Here is a 20,418-nt window from a genome sequence, read left to right on the forward strand (position 1 = left end):
TCACCATTGTCGGCCTAATCCGCGGTCTTTCATGCAGCAGGGGCTCTCAATGTTTTTATGTCCTGCTCATATCGTCTGTGCCGGCACTTGGGGACACTCCTTGTAGTCTTTGGGGAGTGGTTACTTGCTCGCGAACAGCCAGACTAGGATGATTACCAGAATCACGGCGACGATGCAGACGATGGCGCCAGTGAATTTGATGCGTGAGTCGCGGGTACGCTCGCGCACCGCGTCCTCGGTGGCCTCGAGCTGGGCGACTTCTTGCTCGGTCTCGGCGTGTTCGGCTTTGTCTCGGGCCAAGGATCCTGCAAGCGACTCAGTGATCTCTGGATGGTCATGCACCTCGGTCGCCTGCTCGATGATCGACTGTGCATGTGCGGCATCTGCTTGGGCGTTGGCGATGCTTTGCTCTTGGTCGCGGCGTGCCTTGTCCTCGGCGGCTATCTTCTCGCGCAGTTCGCGCTGGCGCGTCGTGGCGGCAGTTTTCGCCGTCTGCAGCTCGTCGCGCGCGGCATCGGCCTCAGTCGTCACGGCTTGGTGTGCGCGTTTGGCTTCGGCAATGGGGGCTTGAGCCTGCTCGACGGCCTGCTCGGCTGCGGCAAGCGAGTGCTCAAGGTCGGCGGTGATGCGCGGGACATCTTCTTCGGCTTTTCGCAGGGCATCTGCCGTGTCGGAGATCTGCATCGAGAGCTCGCTGGTGCGCACCGTATAGTTGGCGGGATTTGCCGAGGGATTGCGTTGCAGCTCGGCATACTCATGACGCAGCGTCTCGAGCTGGGCGCGCGTGGCGTCGACGGTTTGTTGTGCGGCCGCAATGCCGGCGTCTCGCTCGGCCTTCACCTTGTCGCGGATGCGCTTGGAATCCTCAAGACGTCGAACGAGGCGGTTGCCGGTCTCGCGAGAGCTTGCCTCGCGGGCCTCCACGGCGTCGAGCGCGGCCTTCAGGCGGAGCTCAGTCGCGTCATCCTCTGTCTTCATTTGTTCGAGCTGACCCTTGAGCTCTGTCGCTTTGGAGGCGTGGGCATCACGATCAATCTCGGCGGCCGCTGCAGTCTTTTGGGCCGTGGCAATCGCCTGGCGCTGGTCGGCGACGATCTGGTCGTAGCGGCCTGCGATATCCTGGCGCGTCTCGAGTTCCTCGGCCTGGTCGGCAATGCGCTGCTCAAGTTCGGCCAGGTGGGCACGGGCATCGGCAAGTGCCTTTTTCGCGGCGTTCATCTCGCGCATGGCCGAGGCGCCCTGGGCGATAAAGGTGCCCACGGCGTTCGCGGTGTTCGAAACGGCGGTCCCCAGATCGCGGCTCGCGGCGGGGGAGTGCGGGGTGGTCGGGCGAGCGGTGTCGGCAGCGTCCGCATCGGTAGCCTGCGGCGCGGCGATATTGCCGGTGCCGCCCTCGACCACAGAAAAGCCTGCTGCGTGCGGGTCGACCGCATCGGCGCCAATCGTGGGATGCTCGAGCTGCAGAAACGAGGGCATGGCGCTGTCCTGGTCGGCAACCGGAGTCTCGCCGGGTACGAAGGTCGAGGCTGCCTCGGCGGCCTCCTCTTCCTCGGCGTCAACGTCAGCGTCGGCCACGGCGTCTTTCATCGCTTTGACGGCATCCATCATGGAGTCCATGACGGCGTCGAGCTCTTCTTCCGAAGAAATCTCGATAGGGCCCGCAGCTTGCGGAGCAGCATCCTGTACGGGGCGGTCGTCCTGAGCGGGCGCATCGTCGTTTTGCTTGCCCGCATCTTCGGCGCTGGGGGTTTCCGCCGTAGCGCTTTCGTCTAAGATGGGGTCGTCGAGGTCAATATCATCGCAGGTCACAGCGTCGGCATCTGCAGTGACGTCTGCGGAATCATCAATATGCTGTTGAGTCTGGGGGTCCAGCTCGTCTGTCATAGGCATGTGCTCCTCATCGTAGTTTGTCACCCTATGATAAAGTCTCGCGCCGACATCCCGCGCGCTGCAGCAAAGTTTCAAAACGTGTTCGATGGCTCGCGTCGATAGCAAAAACTCGGCCACTTTATCCAGTTTGTACTTGACATTCCCTTCGCCGAAAGACGTTGCGCCGTTCGCCTGCCATGGGCTTTATTTTTCGCTTGAATCCGCTAAAGTTGCATTTCAGCTTTTGGCGCGTGAAGTTGGATGCGCGCAGTCGACGGGCAGGCCCGTCGCGATTTGAAAGGACTTTGTATGGGACTTTTCACTGGTAAGACCGTGATCGTTACCGGCGGCGGCAAGGCCACGCTTAAGGACGGCTCCGCTGGTTCCATCGGCTACGGCATCGATATCGCTTTTGCCAAGGAGGGCGCAAACCTCGTCATCACCGGCCGCAACGTCGCCAAGCTCGAGGCCGCCAAGGAATCCCTCGAGGCCGAGTACGGTGTCAAGGTTCTGCCTGTTCAGGCCGATGTTTCTGCTGGTCAGGACAACGAGGCTGTCGTCCAGAACGTCATCGACAAGGCCATTGAGGAGTTCGGTCGCATCGACGCCGTCGTCAACAACGCTCAGGCCAGCGCCTCGGGCGTGACCATTGCCGATCACACCATGGATCAGTTTAACCTGGCCATTTACTCTGGCCTGTATGCCACCTACCTGTACATGCAGAAGGCCTATCCGCACCTGAAGGAGACCAAGGGCTCCGTGGTCAACTTTGCTTCGGGCGCCGGCCTGTTTGGCAACTACGGCCAGTGCAGCTATGCCGCCGCCAAGGAAGGCATCCGTGGTCTGACTCGCGTTGCCGCCAACGAGTGGGGCAAGGACGGCATCAACGTCAATATCGTTTGCCCGCTTGCTTGGACCGCCGCGCTCGAGAACTTCCAGGATGCCTATCCCGAGGCGTTCAAGGCCAACGTCCACATGCCGCCGGCAGGCCACTACGGCGACGTCGAGAAGGAAATCGGCCGCGTTGTCGTTCAGCTTTGCGGTCCCGACTTTAAGTATATGAACGGCGAGACCGTCACCCTCGAGGGTGGCATGGGCCAGCGTCCTTAGGGGTTACGTCTCAGGTTCCGCCGTTCTAACGAACGGCGGACCAGCCGACGCTGCGCGGTCACCAGAGCGACAACTTGTCATTCAAAGAGGACGGCATGACCAGAAGGTCTATGCCGTCCTCTTTTCATGCCAATTTGTTCGCTCTGGCGACCGCTCGCTGACGTTGTCAGAGCATCGGCGTTGCCTTGGCCGTTGGAAATAATCCCAGATGTAGTCGTTGGGGACGTTCTTAAATGACTAGTCAAAAGGGACACTCTTGCCGGCACTTGGGGACAGTCCCTAAGTGTCGGCAGATTGGGACATTCCTTTGCAAGATGGCGCTGAAGACTGTCCCCAACGACCGGCTCGGGAACCTGATCCTAATGCACTAGTTTCTGTCGAGTCGGTGCTCTTTGCGGGTTGCCCGTATAATGGTTTGCGTATGAACCGCAACCAAGGAGTTCCAGTTTATGGACCAGAACCTTTTTAAATTCGACCTGATCGCCGAGGACCCGACGACGCACGCGCGTGCCGGCGTACTGCACACCCCGCACGGCGACATCGAGACGCCGATTTTTATGCCCGTGGGCACCAAGGCAAACGTCAAGGGCATTCCTACCGAGACTGTCAAGAAGCTCGGCGCCCAGATCGTGCTCGCCAATACCTATCATCTGTCCATGCGTCCCGGCGAGGACAGCATCGCCGAGCTGGGCGGCCTGCACAAGTTCATGAACTGGCACGGCCCCATCCTCACCGACTCGGGCGGTTTCCAGGTCTTCAGCCACAACGATGCCGTCAAGCTCACCGACGAGGGCGTGCGCTTTATCGTCAACGATTACGACGGCCGCCACGTGTTTTGGACGCCCGAGGACAACATGGAAATCGCCATGAAGCTCGGCTCCGACATCTGCATGCAGCTGGACCAGTGCCCGGGCTATCCCGCCACGCGCGCTTACGTTGAGCGTGCCGTCGAGCTGTCGAGCATGTGGGCCGAGCGCTGCTATAAGGCGCATACCCGCGACGACCAGGCACTCTTTGGTATCGTTCAGGGCGGCATGCACCTGGATCTGCGCCTGCGCTCGCTGCGCCATCTGGAGGAGTGCGGCGACTTCCCGGGCTATGGTATCGGTGGCTATTCGGTGGGCGAGGATCACGAGACCATGTTCGAGACCCTGGCGCCGCTCGTGAGCGAGTACATGCCCAAGCATAAGCCGCGCTACCTGATGGGTGTCGGCAACCCCACCACGCTCGTACGCGGCGTGGGCGTGGGCATCGACATGTTCGACTGTGTGCTGCCGACGCGCACCGGCCGTATGGGCACGGCATTCTCCAGCGAGGGTCGCCTCAACTTCCGCAACGCTCGCTTTGCGCACGACGACGGCCCCATCGACCCCACCTGCACCTGCCCGGTGTGCACGGGCGGCTACAGCCGCGCGCTCATCCGTCACATGGTCACGCAGAAGGAGATGCTCGGCGGCATTCTGCTGTCGATGCACAACATCTACTACCTGCTCAACCTGATGCAGCGCGCCCGCCAGGCCATTATCGAGGGTCGTTACGGCGCGTTCGTGAGTGACTGGATGAACAGCCCAGCGGCGGTGGATTACTAAGAGCGGCGCGGGCGCTTGCAAAGCGCGGGCAACGGCAAGGGACGGGCGCCGGCTGGTCGTCACATTCGCTGACACCGGCTGCGCGACCGCTGACCGATAGCTTGCAAGTGCTTGATGCATCGTGGGTACCATACCGAATAGTTGATGTTCGGGCGGGTGTTTGACGCATGGCGTCGACCCCGCCCGTTTTTCTTTTTCTCGATAGGAGTACCCATGATTAAGAATGAGAACGTCGAGGGCGAGCCTGCCTACGACGAGACGTACCGCCGCGGCCCCGTGGTCATGCGCGGCCCCATGATTCCTAAGGACAACACCTACGCCAACCTGCTGGCGCCCGAGGAGTCGACTGACTGGCTGCACGCCGACCCCTGGCGCGTGCTGCGAATTCAGGCAGAGTTTGTCGATGGTTTTGGCGCGCTTGCCGAGCTTGGACCTGCGGTGACCATCTTCGGTAGCGCCCGCACGCCCAAGACCGATCCGCTCTACAAGGCGGCGCGTACCGTCGGGCGCAAGATCGCGCAACGTGGCGTGGCGGTCATCACCGGTGGCGGCCCCGGCATCATGGAAGCGGCCAACAGGGGAGCGGCGAGTGTCAACGGCAAGTCAGTTGGCCTAGGCATTGAATTGCCGCACGAGCAGGGGCTCAATAAATACGTGAACCTCGGCATGGACTTCCGCTACTTCTTTGTGCGCAAAACCATGTTCGTTAAGTACAGCTCGGGCGCCATCGTATTTCCCGGCGGCTTTGGCACGCTCGACGAGATGTTCGAGGTTCTCACGCTGGTGCAGACGCACAAGGTCAAGCGCATGCCGCTCGTGCTGGTGGGCACCGAGTACTGGCAGGGCCTATTCGACTGGCTCAACGGCCCGGTGATGAGCACCGGTATGATTAGCCCGCTCGATCCGGATCTGGTACACATTACCGACGACCTCAACGAGGCCGTTGACATTGCGCTCAGCGGGTTGATATAGGGCGAGCGTGCCTGTCGTTGTAGTATTGTGAATGGCAGACTGATGCTATTTAACATCAGTCTGCCATCTAAATTGGGTATACTGATGCAAAAGACGAGGCGAGGAGGTCGCGTATGTCCACTGCAACGGTTAAGCCTACGACGGTTCGCATCGAAGAGGGGCTCAAGGAGCAGGCGACTGAGTTCTTGGATACGGTTGGTCTAAGTCTCAATTCGTATCTCAACCTTGCTGTTCGGCAGCTGGTAAATCAGCGAAAGATTCCTTTTGAGATCGTAGGAAGGGCAGAGGTGCCCAACGAGGCGACGAGACGCGCCATGGTGATCGCCGAGGCTCATGAGTTGGGGATTTTGACGGACGACAGCCCGTCATTCAATAACGCTGATGAGCTTATATCGTTCCTCGATGAGGACTAGCGATGTTTGAGATTAAAGTCGAGGCTCAGTTTAAGGCGGATTACAAACGGACGATGCGCATCCATCCGCAGCTAAAAACCGAGTTTAGGGCGGCGGTCGCAGAGCTTGCAGCTCACGGCTCGCTTCCCGCGGAATATGGCGCCCATGAGCTTTCAAACCCGGGCGGCAACTACAACGGCCACATCGATTTCCATCTATCCGATGGCTTGGTCGACGTGGTCGTTCTCTACTTGCCGCATAAGACTAATCCTGTGATCCGGCTGGTCAGAATGGGCTCTCATGAGGAGCTGTTCCAGGGTCCGCAGGGCTGATTGCCGATTTCTAAGTTGCGGTGGAATAGGGATTGATTGGCGGCTAATAAGCCAAAAACAGTCCCTATTCCACCGCAACTGATGTGGGCGTCCCTAGTGAGTTGGCTGGTAGCGGGGGCAGTAGCTGATGGCGATGGCGTCGACGCCTACATGGGTGGCGATGGTGCAGCCGATGGGGCCGGTGCCGGCGTCTACGTAGTCCTGGCCTGCGAGTGCCTCGTCGACAAGCTCCTGCTCCTCGGCGGCACCGGTCGTGAGCACGCGCACGCTGGAGCCCGGATGCTCGGCCAAAAACGCGAGGCAGTCTGCCATGGTGTTGGCGACGATGCGCTTGGCGCCGCGGCCCTTCTTGATGGCCTTGATCTCGCCCGACTGCCACTCCGGCGAAACGGCCAGGCGAATATTGAGCATCTGCGTGAGCTGGCCGGCGAGTTTGGGCGCGCGGCCGTTCTTAACGAGGTTCTCGAGCGTGCGGGGAATCAGCAGCAGGTGCGCGTCGGGCAGGGTCGCGCGGATCTGTGCCTCGGTCTCGTCCAGGCTGCGGCCGTCCTCGCGCATGGCGAGCGCGTACTCCACCAGCAGGCCCTCGGCACCCGAGCCGGTGCGCGAATCGATGCAGCGCACGTCGAGCTCGTGGGTCTCGGCGACCAGGCATGCGTTGGAATAGCAGGCGGACCATTCGCTGCACAGCGAGATAAAGATCGCGCTGTCGTGGCCGTCAGCACGCACGCGGTCAAAGAGTGCCTTGAACTCGCCGGCACTCGGCTGCGAGGTGTGCGGCAGCTGCTCGGAGCCGGCCATGCGGGCGACGTACTCCTCGGCGGTGATCTGTACCTGGTCGAGCAGGTCCTCGCCCTCGATAATCACATGCAGTGGAATGACGTAAATGCCAAGCTCTTGAGCACGGGCGGGGGAGATGTCCGACGTGGAGTCGGTTATGATGGCAAAAGACATAATTGCACCTTTCATTGGGGCGCTTGCGCGCCGCCTTCTGAGAGCAAAGTGCGACAAGTATAGTGGAGTCGTTCCACATTTCTAGGTTCAATTGTTGAATAGTCAACAGTTTGAAGTGTCGGTGTGGAAATCATCAACTGGGGAAGAGGAATGCCGATGGAGGCGTTGGAGATATACAGGCGGCCGGTTGTGCTGTTCGATTTTGACGGCACGGTGGCCGATACGGGCCGGGCGGTGATGAGCTCGACGCGCAAGACGTTGGCCGCGCGCGGGTTTTCGGAGGCGCAGATGGGTGACCTGCGCCGCATGATCGGGCCGCCCCTGTGGAAGAGCTTTCACGACTTTTATGGCTTCTCCCGCGAGGAGTCGCTTGTGGTGGCTGACGAGTACCGTGCCTTTTTTGATGAGCTGGGACCGGAAGAGTATCCCGTGTTCGATGGAATCCCCGAGCTGCTCGATGGCCTTGTCGCGCAGGGGCATCGCTTGGTCGTGGCGACGTCACGCATGGAGGCAAAGTGCATTGACATGGTGGGCGAGCTGGGGCTTTCGCAGTTTGAGGCGGTGGTTGGCATGAATCCGCCGCAGGGACGCGAGACCAAGGCCGATTCGGTTCGCGATGCCCTGGCGGCGCTCGGCGCGACGGCCGACGATGCCGTGATGATCGGCGATCGCTTTAACGATGTGGAGGGGGCACACGCGATGGGCGTGCCGTGCATCGGCATCTATTCGGGCGCGGCAGCGCCGGGGGAGCACGAGGCCGCGGGCGCCGATGCGGTGGTGCACTCGGTGGCCGAGCTTGCTAAACTTTTCGCTATCTAATAGACATAATGTGAGGGGCGGGCGTACCCGTCGCTCATTGGTAAGGAGGTCGTCCATGAATCAGGTGGAGCAGAGCGTCGCTGAGTATGTCGACGAGGTCTGGGAGGATGTCGTCGCTGATATCGAGCAGCTGGTGAGTTATCCTTCCGTGGCAGTTTCTGCCGATGCGGAGCCCGGCGCGCCGTTTGGCCGCCCGGTCCGTGACGCGCTCGATTGCGCGCTCGGCATCGCGCAGAAGCTCGGCTATCAGACGAGCGACGACGAGGGCTATGTGGGAATCGCCGATATCCCGGGCCGCGGCGACAAGCAGCTCGCGACTATCTGCCACGTGGACGTGGTTCCCGCCGGCCCTGGCTGGAACACCGATCCGTTCGCGATGGAGCGTCGCGAGGGCTGGTTGCTCGGTCGCGGCGTGATCGACGACAAGGGCCCGGCAGTGCTGTCGCTTTATGCCGGCGCGTACCTGCTCAAGCACGGCATTGTTCCGTGCTACACCTTCCGCGCGCTGCTGGGCTGCGATGAGGAAGTGGGCATGTCCGACGTTCACCATTATCTGGAGAACCACGCAGACCCCGACTTTTTGTTTACGCCCGATGCCGAGTTCCCGGTCTGCAATGCCGAGAAGGGCCAGTTTGGGGCGACGTTCGTGAGTCCCAAGATCGACGGCGGGCGCATCGTGTCGTGGAGCGGCGCCGAGGCGAGCAATGCCATTCCGTCGCAGTCCATCTGCGAGCTCGCGATTGCCGCCGATGAGCTGCCGGCGCCGGTCGAGAATGCTGACCGCCTGGAGATCACGGCTCTCGACAATGGTCATGTGCAGATTTTCGCCCACGGTATTGGCGGTCACGCCTCGATGCCCGAGGGGACGATCAATGCCGTCGGCCTGATCGTGTCGTATCTGCGCGAGGCCGAGGACGCGTTTGGTGCCCGCGGCGAGCGCCTGCTGACGCCTGCCGAGCACGAGTTTGTCAAGTTTTTGGCCTTTGTGCATGCGGACGCCTATGGTCGCGGCCTGGGTATCGACGCGACGAGCCCGGCGTTTGGCCCGCTCACCTGCAACCCCGGCGTCATCCGCGTGGTGGATGGCCATATCGAGCAGGTCATCGACGTGCGTTTCCCTGATAGCACGAGCGCCGATACCATCCGCGAGCAGCTCGAGCCGCTCGTGGGGCGCTTTGACGTGACGTGTCGCCTGGGTCATGCAAAGGTGCCGTTCTCGGTGTCTGCCGACGATCCGGCCGTGAAGGCGCTTATCGATACCTATAACGAGTTTACGGGCAAGCACGCCGAGCCTTTTGCCATGGGCGGCGGCACGTACGCGCGCAACTTTGCCCGCGCCGTGTCGTTTGGCCCCGAGGAGACCGGTCTGGAGCTGCCCGCATGGGGCGGCCAGATGCACGGCCCCAACGAGTGCGCCAACGAGGAACAGCTCAAACAAGCGCTCAAGATCTATATTGTTGCGATCCTCCGTTTGAATGAATTGGAGCTTTAAGGTCTCGCGGTTTCCCAATCTAAGTTGTGGTGGAATAGTTCCTAGAATGGGCCATTTGATGGCCAAGCAGGAACTATTTCACCGCAACTTTGTTTTTATTGGTGTAAAAGGCGGGTCATGCTTGGTGGCGGGTTTGTTATCCGTTTGTAAAGGCTGGGCAGAGCTTGCGGTAAGGGTCTATCAAATGTCCGTAAGAAACCGCAGATAAGGCGGTCGTCGCCCGATCGAGACCGTATCTTTCCAAACAGCAAAGCGGGCAGGGTGCCCGCGAGTCGCATGTATGAAAGGAAGATCATGCTCGATCAGGCTTATTCTCGTCGTCAGTTCCTCGGCCTTGCTGGTGGTCTTGCCAGCATCGTCGGTCTCGGTCTCGTTGGTTGCGGCGGCTCCAACGCCGCCAACACCGCTGCTGAGGGCAGCGCCGCTGCTGCCGAGTCCGTCTCGGGCGAGGTGACCTACGACGGCGCTTCCTCGTTCCAGGCTCTCGTCGAGACTGCTGCCGAGAAGTTCATGGATGCCAACCCGGACGTCTCCGTCTCTGGCTCGGGTAACGGTTCGGGCAAGGGCCTGACCGCTGTCGCCGCCGGCACCGTCACTATCGGTAACTCCGACGTCTTCGCCGAGACCAAGCTCGAGGCCGACCAGGTCAAGAACCTCGTCGACCACGAGGTCGCCGTCGTGGGCATGGGCCCCGTCGTCTCCAAGAACGTCAACGTCGACGACCTGTCCCTCGAGCAGCTCAAGGGTATCTTCTCCGGCCAGATCACCAACTGGAAGGAGGTCGGCGGCGACGACGCCAAGATCGTCGTTCTCAACCGCAAGGCCGGCTCCGGCACCCGCGCCACCTTCGAGGCCGCCGTCTTTGGCGACGAGGCCGTCGACTTTAAGGGCGACGCCGAGCTCGACAAGTCCGGCGATGTCCAGACTCAGATGGGCAGCACCGACAATGCCATCTCCTACCTCGACTTCTCGCACTTCGACGACTCCAAGTTCAACGCCATCAAGGTCGAGGGCGTGGAGCCCAAGAGCGCAAACGTCACCGACGACTCCTTCAAGATCTGGGCGACCGAGCACATGTACTGCTCCAAGGACGCCGACGAGGCCACCAAGGCCTTCCTGGAGTTCATGCTTTCCGACGACGTCCAGGGCAAGCTCGTCGAGGAGCAGGGCTTTATCCCCGTCTCTGCTATGAAGGTCGTCAAGGACGCCAGCGGCAAGGTCTCCGCTAAATAAGTAATCGCCCCGGAAAGGTTTGCAATGGCAAAACAGCTGCCAAAGCGCGACCTTGAGAACGTGGGCCTGGGCGTCACGGGCGCGTGCGTAGCGCTCGTGACGCTTGTCGTTGCCGCGCTCATCTTTATGGTCGCCCAAAAGGGCCTCTCGGCTTTTTTCAAGGACGGCGTCTCGATCGTCGAGTTTTTTACCGGTACCAAGTGGGACCTGGCCAACACGGCCGAAAACGGCCTGCCCTACACCGGCGCCCTGCCCCTGATCGTCACCTCGTTTGCGGTCATGGTACTCTCCACGCTCATCGCGCTGCCCATCGCCATCGGCTCTGCCATCTTTGCGGTCGAGATCCAGCCTAAGTTTGGCTCCAAGGTCTTTCAGCCGCTTATTGAGCTTTTGACCGGCATTCCCTCGGTCGTCTTTGGCCTGATCGGTTTTCACGTGGTCGTCGGCCTTATGAAGAGCGTTTTCCATGTGAGCACGGGTCTGGGCATCTTGCCCGGCGCCATCGTGCTGGCCGTCATGATCCTGCCGACCATGACCACGCTTTCGGTCGATGGCCTGCGTGCCGTGCCCGACAGCTACCGTCAGGGTTCGCTCGCGCTGGGCTACACCCGCTGGCAGACCATCTGGCACGTGGTGCTCAAGAGCGCCATGCCCTCGCTCATGACCGCGGTCATCCTTGGCATGACCCGCGCCTTTGGCGAGACGCTCGCCGTGCGCATGGTTATCGGCGGTATCGAGGCCATGCCGACGTCGCTGCTGTCGCCGGCCTCCACCATCACCACCACGCTCACCACGTCCATGGCGGTCTATGCCGAGGGCTCGGCCCAGGACGACGTCCTGTGGGCGCTCGGTCTTCTGCTGATGGGCATGAGCCTCATCTTCATCCTGATCATCCATCTCATTGGCCGCAAGGGGGCGAAGGCTCGTGGCTAGCACGCGCATCCATATCGACGAGGCGAGACTCGGGCGTGTCCAAAGGCAGGACCGCATCGCCACGGGCGTGCTGACGGCGATCGTCGCCATCGTCATGCTCATCGTCGTCTCCATGGTGGCCTACATCCTGTTCGAGGGTATCTCGACGCTGTTCCAGCCGGGCTTTCTCACACAGCCCGCACGCGCCAACGGAACGCAGGGCGGCGTGCTCTACCAGCTGTTCGACTCGTTCTATCTGCTGCTGATCACCCTGATCATCTCGGTGCCCATCAGCCTGGGCGGCGCGGTCTTTTTGGTTGAGTACGCGCCCGATGGGCCTATTCGCGACATCGCCTCGACCGCCATCGAGACGCTGTCCTCGCTGCCCTCCATTGTCGTAGGCATGTTCGGCTTTCTGGTGTTCTCGGTGCAGCTGGGCTGGAAGTACTCCATCATCTCCGGCGCCGTCGCGCTCACCATGTTCAACATCCCCATCCTGGTGCGCGTGATTCAGCAGGCGCTCGAGGACGTGCCGCAGGCCCAGCGCGATGCGTGCCTGGCCATGGGCCTCACTCGCTGGGAGGCCACACTGCACATCCTGATTCCCGAGGCCATGCCCGCCATCGTGACCGGCATCGTGCTTTCGGCCGGCCGCGTGTTTGGCGAGGCCGCGGCGCTGCTCTTTACCTCGGGCATGAGCTCGCCGGTTCGCCTGAACTTCTTGAGCTTTAACCTGTCGAGCCCCACCTGCGCCTGGAACGTGTTCCGTCCCGGCGAGTCGCTGGCCGTGCACATCTACAAGATCTATGGCGAGGGCAGCCCCGAGGCCCAGCAGATCGTCTGGGGCACCGCGGCACTGCTGATGATTTGCGTGCTGCTGTTTAACGTAGTCGCCCGTATCGTGGGCAAGCAACTGGCAAGGAGGATGACGGCCGAATGAGCGAGATGAATGCGACGCCCGCAACCGAGGCGGCATCGTCCGACACCCAGGACTTTTTGTCGAGCGTGGGGGAGAGCGAGAAACGTGTTCGCGTGAGCGGCAAGGCCGTGAGCGACGAGGTCGTGGTCTCCACCAAGGACGTCAACGTGTACTATGGCGACCACCATGCGCTGCACAATACGTCGCTCGACTTCCACAAGGGTGAGATCACGGCGCTCATCGGGCCTTCGGGCTGCGGCAAGTCGACCTTCTTGCGTAGCCTCAACCTGATGAATCGCGAGATTCGCCGCTGTCGCGTGGAGGGCGAGATCAACTACCGCGGGCGCAACGTGAACACCAAGACCGAGAACACGTACGAGCTGCGTCGCTCCATCGGCATGGTGTTCCAGCAGCCCAACCCCTTCCGCAAGTCCATTCGCGACAACATCACCTTTGCGCCCAAGCGCCACGGCATCACCGACCGTGACGAGCTCGACCGCATGGTCGAGGAAAGTCTGCGCGGTGCCGCGCTGTGGGACGAGGTCAAAGACAAGCTCGACAAGAGCGCCTACGCGCTTTCGGGCGGTCAGCAGCAGCGTCTGTGCATTGCGCGCACGCTGGCGCTCAACCCCGACGTAATCCTGTTTGACGAGCCCTGCTCGGCGCTCGACCCCATCTCGACGCTGGCGATCGAGGACCTCATGTCGTCGATCGTGGCCGACCGCGCCATCGTCATCGTGACGCACAACATGGAGCAGGCGTCGCGCGTGTCCAACCGCACGGCGTTTTTCTACATGGGCGATATGGTCGAGTACGACGAGACCGACGAGATTTTCCAACGGCCCAAGGATAAGCGGCTGAATGATTACCTCACCGGCATGTTCTCCTAGTCCGGGACATGCTTGAGGCCCGCGGCGGCCACGGTTGCCGCGGGACTGATTGGAGAGGCGGGTCATCTCTTGCGGGAGATGGCCCGCCTTTTTGTGTCGTGTGCTGGTGCGCTTGCCCAAAACCACCACGAAGGCGCCCGTCCCCTTTGTGGTGGTTTTCGCTATCATGGAGAACGTTGAATTTCTACGAAGGAGCAGGGCATATGGCGATTCTTTTGGGATGCGATTCCGTCAGCCTAGAGTTTCCCACCAAGCATATTTTCGATAGCGTGACGCTCGGCGTGGGCGAGGGCGACCGCATTGGTATTGTCGGTAAAAACGGCGACGGCAAGTCGACGCTGCTGAGCGTGCTCGCCGGCACGCTGGAGCCCGATGACGGACGCGTGACGCACCGCCGCGGCATCACGATCGGTCTACTCGGCCAAAAGGACCAGCTTGTCGATACCGATACCGTGCATCATGCCGTTGTGGGTGACGCCCCCGAGTACGAGTGGGCGTCGAGCCCCCGTACGCGCCAGATCCTCGCCGGCCTCATTAGCGATGTGCCCTGGGAGGGCATGGTAGGCGAGCTCTCGGGCGGTCAGCGCCGCCGCGTGGACCTCGCGCGCCTGCTGATCGGCGACTATGACGTGCTCATGCTCGATGAGCCCACCAACCATCTGGACATGCGCACCATCAACTGGCTTGCGCGTCACTTAAAGGCCCGCTGGCAGCGCGGTCAGGGCGCGATGCTCGTGGTCACGCACGATCGCTGGTTCTTGGACGAGGTCTGCACCAGCATGTGGGAGGTTCACGACGGCCAGGTCGATCCCTTCGAGGGCGGCTATTCGGCATATATCCTGCAGCGCGTGGAACGCGACCGCATGGCCGCGGTTATCGAGGAGCGCCGTCGCAACATGGCACGTAAGGAGCTCGCGTGGCTGAGCCGCGGTGCCCAGGCGCGCTCCACCAAGCCCAAGTTTCGCGTGGATGCCGCTCGCGAGCTGATCGCCGACGTGCCGCCCGTGCGTGACGAGCTGGAGCTCAAGCGCCTGGCCGTGAGCCGCCTGGGCAAGCAGGTTATCGATGTGGTCGACGTGGACGCCGGCTATGCGGATACCGATGGCGCGCCCAAGCAGGTGCTCAACGACGTGACCTGGCTCATTGGTGCGGGCGACCGCTATGGTCTTTTGGGCGAGAACGGCGCCGGCAAGTCGACTTTGCTCGACGTGATCCAGGGCAAGATCGCGCCCACGCGCGGCCGCGTGAAGATTGGCCAGACAGTGCGCTTTGGCGTGCTGTCGCAGCAGCTCGAGGAGCTCAAGCCCTACATGGGCGACACGATCCGCGAGGTGCTCGGCAACTATAAGAAGTACTACGTCATCGACGGCAAGGAGACTTCGCCCGAGAAGCTCTGCGAGCGTCTGGGCTTTACGACGCAGCAGCTCTGGAGTCGCATCGGCGATCTTTCGGGCGGCCAGCGCCGTCGCCTGTCGCTGCTACTGACAATCCTGGACGAGCCCAACGTGCTCATCCTGGACGAGCCCGGCAACGACCTGGATACCGACATGCTGGCGATTGTCGAGGATCTGCTCGACGGCTGGCCCGGCACGCTGATCCTGGTGACGCACGACCGCTTTTTGATGGAGCGCGTGACCGACCAGCAGTGGGCGCTGCTCGACGGCCACCTGACGCATATGCCCGGTGGCGTGGACCAGTACCTGCGCCTGTGCAACGCCACCGCCGAGGGCGAGCCCGTGGGCGCGCCGAGCGCCAAGACCGGCACGTTTGACACCGGTGCCGCGGCAGCTGCGGCCGAAAAGCCCAAGTCGAGCGGTCAGCCCAACGGCCTGTCCAACGCCGAGCGCCAGAAGCTCCGCCGCGAGGTGAGTTCGCTCGAGCGCAAGATGGAGACGCAGCGCGCCCGCGTTGAGGAGGCCGAGGCAGCAATGGCCCAAGTCGATCCCACCAACTACACGGCGCTCGGCGAGCAGCAGGCAAAGATCGACGAGGCTCACGCCGCCATGGACGAGCTGGAGATGGCGTGGCTCGAGGCGAGCGAAAAGCTCGAGGGCGAGGAGTAGACGAGGATGATCAAAGCCGCGTTTTTCGATATCGACGGCACGCTGCTGAGCTTTAAGACCCACCGGATTCCGGCGTCGGCGCAGCAGGTGCTCGACAGCTTTCACGAGCAGGGGATCGCATGCGTGATCGCCACGGGTCGCCCGACCTACCAGATGCCGGACTGGCTGTTCGACCTGGGCTGGGATGCGTACATTACGCTCTCGGGTCAGCACTGTTTTGATGCCGAGGGGGTTTACCGCAGCTGTCCGATCGATCCGGACGACGTTGCGGTGATTGTGGACCAGGTGGCGCAGGGGCGCTATGACTCGCTGTGCATGCAGGGCGAGAACTCGTTTGTGAACCGCCTGTCCGAGCGCGTGGTGACGGCTGGCAGCAACGCGGGAATCGTCTACCACGAGGAGCCGTTTGAGCACGCCTTTGACGCACCGGTCTACCAGTTCTGCGCCTTTGTGGACCCGGCCGACGAACATATCGTGACCGACGCCGTGTCGCATTCGCTCACCACGCGCTGGTGCGACCTGTTCTGCGACATTATTCCCGCTAACGGCGGCAAGGACCTGGGCGTGGCGGCGACGCTCGAGCGGCTTGGTATCGACGCGAGCGAGGCGATTGCCTTTGGCGACGGCGAGAACGACCTGTCGATGTTCTCGGCCGTGGGCACAAGTGTGGCCATGGGCAACGCACAGGACACGGTGAAAGCTGCGGCGACCTATGTGACGACAGCCGTGGACGACGACGGCATCTACAACGCCGCGAAGCACTTTGGACTGTTATAGCTGCGGCTCGGCACCTGGGGACGTTCCTTTTCTGCCGGCAGCTGGGGACACTCCTTGCGGGGCGTCCCCATTTTGTTTTCGTCCCGCACGTTTTGTGAAACACGGCTAACTTTTAGACAAAGTAGTAAGACATGGGCAACTTTTGCGGTAAAGTTAGCCGTGGAAAGTATCCAAAGGCTAACTAGCAATCATCGCGAAAGGCGGCCCATGGCCCTACGTGAATCCGGAGAAGACTATCTCGAATCGATCTACGTTCTGTCGAAACGTCAGGGCATCGTGCGCTCGATCGACGTTGCGGAGTACCTCGGCGTAACCAAGGCGAGTGTTTCCAAGGCCATGGCGACGCTGGAAAGCAACGGCTATGTCGAAATGGGCAAGCGTGACGTTCATCTGACGGAGCGTGGTCTGGAGGTCGCTCGTCAAATGTGGGAGCGTCACTGCTTTTTCGTGGGGCTGCTGGAGGATGCGGGTGTTTCGGCTGAGGTCGCGTCGCAAGAGGGCTGCCACATGGAGCACTGCCTAAGCGAGGAAAGCTTCGAGAAGCTGAGGGCGATGCTGGGACGGGAAGATGCGGCGGGCCCAACAACGGAAGCCTAACTGACTTACAGTGGCGCGGAGTTCGCGCAAAGCGCGAACCAGCGACCGGGACCAGTAGCCCCGCCAACCAAGTCCAACTCAGACAAGGAACCCCGCCAGCAAGCGATGCCCAAGAACCTTCAGCTGTGTCAATGCAGGCCGGGACCGGGTTTGGTTTTGAAAACACTCCGCAGCGCGAGGCCCGCCTTTCCGTTGCTCCGCAGGAGCAGGAAAGACGGGCCTCATGCGCGAGGACGTTTTCAAAGCCAAGCCCGACCCCGGCTGGAGGGGCCACGAGTGCTACAGGTTCTTGACACCCATCGCGCGCATGGCGTTCAGGATGGCGATGATCGCCACGCCTACGTCGCCGAACACGGCAAGCCACATGTTGGCGATGCCCAGCGCTGCCAGCACAAGGATCAGCAGCTTAATGCCCAGCGCAAAGATGATGTTCTGCCAAACAATCGCCATGGTCTTGCGTGCCACGCGGATCGCGCGGGAAATGTTGGACGGCTTGTCGTCCATGAGCACGACATCGGCGGCCTCGATCGCAGCGTCAGAACCCATAGCGCCCATGGCAATGCCCACATCGGCGCGCGTAAGCACGGGCGCATCGTTGATGCCGTCGCCCACAAAGGCGAGCTTGCCCTTGCCACTCTCGGTTGCAAGCAGCGCCTCGACGCGCTCGACCTTATCGCCCGGCAGCAGCTGCGCGTGGAACTCGTCGAGACTGAGTTGCTTGGCCACAGACGCCGCAACCTCCTCGCGGTCGCCCGTGAGCATGACGGTGCGCTTGACACCGGCGGCGTGCAGGTCGCGAATCGTTTGCTCAGCATCGGCCTTGACGGTGTCTGCAATCACGATGTGGCCGGCGTACACGCCATCAACGAGCACATGCAGAATCGTTCCGATGACCTCGCAATCGGGCGCTTCGACTCCGGCCGCGGCGAGCATCTTTGCGTTGCCAACGACGACGTGCTTGCCGTCGATGGTTGCCGTCACGCCATGGCCCGCGTCGTTGGTGGAGTCGCTTACGCGCTTGGGGTCGACCTCGCCCTGGTAGGCGACACGTACGGACTGCGCGATGGGGTGATCGGAGAACGACTCAGCAAGGGCTGCGACTTCGAGCAACGACTGCTCGGTATAGCCGGCCTCGGGGTGTACCGCGACCACCGAGAACGTGCCGTTGGTGAGGGTGCCCGTCTTGTCAAAGACGACGGTGTCCACGTCGGCAAGCGTCTCGAGGTAGTTAGAACCCTTGATGAGAACGCCCAGCTTGGACGCGCCGCCGATGCCGCCAAAAAAACTGAGCGGCACGCTGATCACCAACGCGCACGGGCAGCTGACGACCAAGAAGGTCAGGCCGCGCAGAATCCAGTCGGACCAGGCACCGGTGACCAGGCCACCGCCGAGCGCGAGCACCGCGGCAGCGCCGGTGACGGCGGGCGTGTAGATGCGGGCAAAGCGCGTGATGAAGTTCTCGGTGCGTGCCTTCTTTTCGCTGGCATTCTCCACGAGTTCCAGGACGCGTGCGACGGTGGACTCGCCAAAGGGCTTGGTGGTGCGCACGTGGATGAGCCCCGTCATGTTGATGCAGCCGCTGATGATATCGTCTCCGGTTTTGGCCGGGCGGGGGACCGACTCACCGGTAAGGGCGGCGGTGTCGAGCTGGGTTTCGCCCTCGACGATGACGCCGTCGATAGGCACGCGCTCACCGGGCTTGACCACGATCACGGTGCCGACGGCGATGTCATCGGGGAAGACCTGCTCGAGTGTGCCGTCGGGCTGCTCGACGTTAGCGTAGTCGGGCGCGATGTCCATCATGGCACTGATCGACTTGCGGCTCTTGCCCACGGCGTACGCCTGAAACAGCTCGCCGACCTGGTAGAACAGCATGACGGCGGCGCCTTCGGCCATGTGCGGGTCGGTATCGGGGAAGAGCACCATGGCAAACGCGCCGATGGTCGCGACGGCCATGAGGAAGCTCTCGTCGAAGGCCTTGCCGCGGCGGATGTTATTGAATGCCTTTTGCAGTACGTCGTAGCCGGCAATCAAAAACGGCACGAGGAACAGCACAAAGCTGGCGTAGATGTCGCCCGGGGTGCCGAATGCGGCAGTGAGGGTGCCGAGCTCATCGAGGGCGTACACCACGGCAAAAATGCCCAGCGCTACCAGGATGCGGTTGCGCTTATGCTCGAGTGATTCTTTTTTCTTGCGCTTCTTCTTTTTCTTTTTGGGGTCGGCGGTGGCCATGACTCGTATCCTCCCATTTGAATGTATGAACATTCGCTCATATAATTTCGCGAGCAAAGGCCGCAGCAAGCGCGGCCTTGCAGGTTGGCGTAAACCTTGGCTAGAGAATGATCTCGCAGTCCGGCTCGGCGTCGGCGGTGAACTCCACAACGCGGTCGAGGACCTCGTCGAACTCGGCGTCATCGGCCTCGAGCGTCAACTTCTGGGTCATAAAGTTGACCGAAACGGATTTGACGCCCTCGAGCTTGGCCAACTCGTCCTGAAGCTCGCGCGCACAGTTGGCGCAATCGATCTCATCGAGCTTGTACTGCTTTTTCATGGTGGGTTCCTTTCCCGTTTTTGCGGCTTTGGTGCAGGCCGCGCTGGTACCGTGGTTGGTTGCTATTCGCAGATATGGCTCATGCCCTGGTTGAGCATGGTGTAGACGTGGTCGTCGGCGAGCGAGTAGAGGATATTGCGCCCGTCGCGCCGGAATTTAACCAGGTGCGACTGCTTGAGTGTGCGCAGCTGGTGCGACACCGCGGACTGCGAGGTTTCGGTCGCTTCGGCGATGTCTGCCACGCAGAGCTCGCGGCCCATGAGGGCGTAAAGGATCTTGATACGCGTGGTGTCGCTGAAGACCTTGAACAGGTCGGCGAGGTCGTAGAGAAGCTCCTCGTCGGGAAGGTCCTCGGGCGAGCAGGTGGTGGGGATCACTGGCTCGGTGGCCTCGGTGTCGGGTTTCGTTTCATCAACGCGGATGCTCATTGCAATATCCTTTCATATGAACATACGCTCAAATAACTTACTTCCGATTATATGAGTGTATGTTCATATTTCAATGACGTTCAGGTAATTCGTTGCACAAAATGATGGGGAATAGTGGACGAGATCCCGGACTGAGCGGTTTTGATAGCCGATGCCGGGGTGGGTGCCCTTGAGCCGTGCAAAAATTGGAGTATTCTGCAACGATAGGGGGTCCGTTAATTTATCGCAGGCCAAATAATGCAGCTAAAGAGTTATCTTAGGGTGTTAATCCGATGAGTTCTTCCTCAAATGTTGCCTAACGCTCTCACGCAAGAGTGATTTCGCTTCACATTTGGATCCACTCGAGGGTGATAGACACCCGGCTCTGCTGAATACTCGCAATTTTGCACGTCGCTAAGGTGCCCACCTTGTTAGCCGGTCTAGCTCCCGGCCCCGAAGATCCGGTAGCGCGCAGAGATGTGGTGTAAGAGGCGGGGCATGCCCCGCCTCTTCCCTTTCTTGAAAGGGAGGGGACACCGC

The 20,418-nt window shown here is 61.4% G+C and carries 19 protein-coding genes; 14 read left to right on the forward strand and 5 right to left on the reverse strand.

Annotation, left to right across the window (positions count from 1 at the left end):
- Positions 1–120 precede the first annotated feature (120 nt).
- The gene (locus I2E45_RS09165) at positions 121–1,884 is read right to left on the reverse strand and encodes a coiled-coil domain-containing protein (RefSeq protein WP_195445845.1); all 1,764 of its coding nucleotides are present in this window, start codon (positions 1,882–1,884) and stop codon (positions 121–123) included.
- 294 nt (positions 1,885–2,178) lie between these two features.
- On the opposite strand from I2E45_RS09165, the gene I2E45_RS09170 reads away from it, so the two are divergent.
- From I2E45_RS09170 to I2E45_RS09190, 5 genes are all read left to right on the forward strand, one after another.
- Positions 2,179–2,979 carry an SDR family NAD(P)-dependent oxidoreductase gene (locus tag I2E45_RS09170; RefSeq protein WP_006235414.1) on the forward strand — a complete coding sequence of 267 codons (801 nt, stop codon included), beginning with the start codon at positions 2,179–2,181 and terminating at the stop codon, positions 2,977–2,979.
- 449 nt (positions 2,980–3,428) lie between these two features.
- On the forward strand, positions 3,429–4,568 hold the full coding sequence (gene tgt, locus I2E45_RS09175) for a tRNA guanosine(34) transglycosylase Tgt (RefSeq protein WP_195445846.1): 1,140 nt from the start codon (positions 3,429–3,431) through the stop codon (positions 4,566–4,568).
- 213 nt (positions 4,569–4,781) lie between these two features.
- Complete coding sequence (locus I2E45_RS09180; protein ID WP_195445847.1) at positions 4,782–5,540, forward strand: LOG family protein; 759 nt, start codon at positions 4,782–4,784, stop codon at positions 5,538–5,540.
- A 113-nt stretch (positions 5,541–5,653) separates the two neighbouring features.
- Entirely contained in the window at positions 5,654–5,953 is a 300-nt protein-coding gene (locus tag I2E45_RS09185) for a type II toxin-antitoxin system RelB/DinJ family antitoxin (protein WP_138112866.1), read from the forward strand.
- Positions 5,954–5,955: 2 nt separating this feature from the next.
- Positions 5,956–6,264 (forward strand): type II toxin-antitoxin system RelE/ParE family toxin, encoded by a 309-nt coding sequence (locus tag I2E45_RS09190; RefSeq protein ID WP_195239464.1) that lies wholly within the window; start codon positions 5,956–5,958, stop codon positions 6,262–6,264.
- 93 nt (positions 6,265–6,357) lie between these two features.
- Here I2E45_RS09190 and I2E45_RS09195 read toward each other — a convergent pair whose 3' ends face one another.
- Positions 6,358–7,218: a DegV family protein gene (locus I2E45_RS09195; protein ID WP_195445848.1), complete on the reverse strand. Its 861-nt coding sequence runs from the start codon at positions 7,216–7,218 to the stop codon at positions 6,358–6,360.
- Between the two features lie 156 nt (positions 7,219–7,374).
- Between I2E45_RS09195 and I2E45_RS09200 the strand changes: the two genes are divergently transcribed.
- The 9 genes from I2E45_RS09200 (at position 7,375) to I2E45_RS09240 (ending at position 16,920) form a co-directional block, all read left to right on the forward strand.
- The gene (locus I2E45_RS09200) at positions 7,375–8,037 is read left to right on the forward strand and encodes an HAD hydrolase-like protein (RefSeq protein ID WP_229058921.1); all 663 of its coding nucleotides are present in this window, start codon (positions 7,375–7,377) and stop codon (positions 8,035–8,037) included.
- A gap of 55 nt (positions 8,038–8,092) precedes the next feature.
- Complete coding sequence (locus I2E45_RS09205; RefSeq protein ID WP_195445849.1) at positions 8,093–9,529, forward strand: M20 family metallopeptidase; 1,437 nt, start codon at positions 8,093–8,095, stop codon at positions 9,527–9,529.
- A gap of 294 nt (positions 9,530–9,823) precedes the next feature.
- Positions 9,824–10,762: a phosphate ABC transporter substrate-binding protein gene (locus I2E45_RS09210; RefSeq protein WP_195445850.1), complete on the forward strand. Its 939-nt coding sequence runs from the start codon at positions 9,824–9,826 to the stop codon at positions 10,760–10,762.
- Positions 10,763–10,786: 24 nt separating this feature from the next.
- Positions 10,787–11,695, forward strand: coding sequence for a phosphate ABC transporter permease subunit PstC (gene pstC / locus I2E45_RS09215; RefSeq protein WP_118335083.1), 909 nt, complete (start codon positions 10,787–10,789; stop codon positions 11,693–11,695).
- The gene (gene pstA / locus I2E45_RS09220; RefSeq protein ID WP_195445851.1) at positions 11,688–12,614 is read left to right on the forward strand and encodes a phosphate ABC transporter permease PstA; all 927 of its coding nucleotides are present in this window, start codon (positions 11,688–11,690) and stop codon (positions 12,612–12,614) included. The genes pstC and pstA overlap by 8 nt, the downstream gene beginning before the upstream one ends.
- Positions 12,611–13,483, forward strand: coding sequence for a phosphate ABC transporter ATP-binding protein PstB (pstB, locus tag I2E45_RS09225; protein ID WP_195445852.1), 873 nt, complete (start codon positions 12,611–12,613; stop codon positions 13,481–13,483). Before pstA ends, pstB begins: the two co-directional genes overlap by 4 nt.
- A gap of 203 nt (positions 13,484–13,686) precedes the next feature.
- The gene (locus I2E45_RS09230) at positions 13,687–15,546 is read left to right on the forward strand and encodes an ABC-F family ATP-binding cassette domain-containing protein (RefSeq protein ID WP_195445853.1); all 1,860 of its coding nucleotides are present in this window, start codon (positions 13,687–13,689) and stop codon (positions 15,544–15,546) included.
- A 6-nt stretch (positions 15,547–15,552) separates the two neighbouring features.
- The gene (locus I2E45_RS09235) at positions 15,553–16,323 is read left to right on the forward strand and encodes a Cof-type HAD-IIB family hydrolase (RefSeq protein ID WP_195445854.1); all 771 of its coding nucleotides are present in this window, start codon (positions 15,553–15,555) and stop codon (positions 16,321–16,323) included.
- A 207-nt stretch (positions 16,324–16,530) separates the two neighbouring features.
- On the forward strand, positions 16,531–16,920 hold the full coding sequence (locus I2E45_RS09240; protein WP_195445855.1) for a metal-dependent transcriptional regulator: 390 nt from the start codon (positions 16,531–16,533) through the stop codon (positions 16,918–16,920).
- 279 nt (positions 16,921–17,199) lie between these two features.
- Here the strand turns inward: I2E45_RS09240 and I2E45_RS09245 are convergent, their stop codons facing one another.
- The 3 genes from I2E45_RS09245 to I2E45_RS09255 all read right to left on the reverse strand — a co-directional run bounded on the left by I2E45_RS09245 (position 17,200) and on the right by I2E45_RS09255 (position 19,899).
- Positions 17,200–19,152, reverse strand: a complete 1,953-nt coding sequence (locus I2E45_RS09245; RefSeq protein WP_195445856.1) for a heavy metal translocating P-type ATPase — start codon at positions 19,150–19,152, stop codon at positions 17,200–17,202.
- Between the two features lie 100 nt (positions 19,153–19,252).
- Positions 19,253–19,471, reverse strand: a complete 219-nt coding sequence (locus I2E45_RS09250; RefSeq protein ID WP_195445857.1) for a cation transporter — start codon at positions 19,469–19,471, stop codon at positions 19,253–19,255.
- Between the two features lie 62 nt (positions 19,472–19,533).
- Entirely contained in the window at positions 19,534–19,899 is a 366-nt protein-coding gene (locus tag I2E45_RS09255) for an ArsR/SmtB family transcription factor (RefSeq protein ID WP_082437811.1), read from the reverse strand.
- Positions 19,900–20,418: the final 519 nt, after the last annotated feature.

The sequence above is a fragment of the Collinsella aerofaciens genome (genome assembly GCF_015555045.1).
Lineage (GTDB): Bacteria > Actinomycetota > Coriobacteriia > Coriobacteriales > Coriobacteriaceae > Collinsella > Collinsella aerofaciens_W.

What these genes read in the sequence shown, in the direction of transcription:
- I2E45_RS09245 (WP_195445856.1), bottom strand. Translation starts at nt 19,152, where the DNA reads ATGGCCACCGCCGACCCCAAAAAGAAAAAGAAGAAGCGCAAGAAAAAA.
- I2E45_RS09250 (WP_195445857.1), bottom strand. Translation starts at nt 19,471, where the DNA reads ATGAAAAAGCAGTACAAGCTCGATGAGATCGATTGCGCCAACTGTGCG.
- I2E45_RS09210 (WP_195445850.1), top strand. Translation starts at nt 9,824, where the DNA reads ATGCTCGATCAGGCTTATTCTCGTCGTCAGTTCCTCGGCCTTGCTGGT.
- pstB (WP_195445852.1), top strand. Translation starts at nt 12,611, where the DNA reads ATGAGCGAGATGAATGCGACGCCCGCAACCGAGGCGGCATCGTCCGAC.
- I2E45_RS09240 (WP_195445855.1), top strand. Translation starts at nt 16,531, where the DNA reads ATGGCCCTACGTGAATCCGGAGAAGACTATCTCGAATCGATCTACGTT.
- I2E45_RS09235 (WP_195445854.1), top strand. Translation starts at nt 15,553, where the DNA reads ATGATCAAAGCCGCGTTTTTCGATATCGACGGCACGCTGCTGAGCTTT.
- I2E45_RS09200 (WP_229058921.1), top strand. Translation starts at nt 7,375, where the DNA reads ATGGAGGCGTTGGAGATATACAGGCGGCCGGTTGTGCTGTTCGATTTT.
- I2E45_RS09205 (WP_195445849.1), top strand. Translation starts at nt 8,093, where the DNA reads ATGAATCAGGTGGAGCAGAGCGTCGCTGAGTATGTCGACGAGGTCTGG.
- I2E45_RS09170 (WP_006235414.1), top strand. Translation starts at nt 2,179, where the DNA reads ATGGGACTTTTCACTGGTAAGACCGTGATCGTTACCGGCGGCGGCAAG.
- I2E45_RS09180 (WP_195445847.1), top strand. Translation starts at nt 4,782, where the DNA reads ATGATTAAGAATGAGAACGTCGAGGGCGAGCCTGCCTACGACGAGACG.
- I2E45_RS09185 (WP_138112866.1), top strand. Translation starts at nt 5,654, where the DNA reads ATGTCCACTGCAACGGTTAAGCCTACGACGGTTCGCATCGAAGAGGGG.
- I2E45_RS09165 (WP_195445845.1), bottom strand. Translation starts at nt 1,884, where the DNA reads ATGACAGACGAGCTGGACCCCCAGACTCAACAGCATATTGATGATTCC.
- I2E45_RS09230 (WP_195445853.1), top strand. Translation starts at nt 13,687, where the DNA reads ATGGCGATTCTTTTGGGATGCGATTCCGTCAGCCTAGAGTTTCCCACC.
- I2E45_RS09190 (WP_195239464.1), top strand. Translation starts at nt 5,956, where the DNA reads ATGTTTGAGATTAAAGTCGAGGCTCAGTTTAAGGCGGATTACAAACGG.
- I2E45_RS09195 (WP_195445848.1), bottom strand. Translation starts at nt 7,218, where the DNA reads ATGTCTTTTGCCATCATAACCGACTCCACGTCGGACATCTCCCCCGCC.
- pstC (WP_118335083.1), top strand. Translation starts at nt 10,787, where the DNA reads ATGGCAAAACAGCTGCCAAAGCGCGACCTTGAGAACGTGGGCCTGGGC.
- I2E45_RS09255 (WP_082437811.1), bottom strand. Translation starts at nt 19,899, where the DNA reads ATGAGCATCCGCGTTGATGAAACGAAACCCGACACCGAGGCCACCGAG.
- tgt (WP_195445846.1), top strand. Translation starts at nt 3,429, where the DNA reads ATGGACCAGAACCTTTTTAAATTCGACCTGATCGCCGAGGACCCGACG.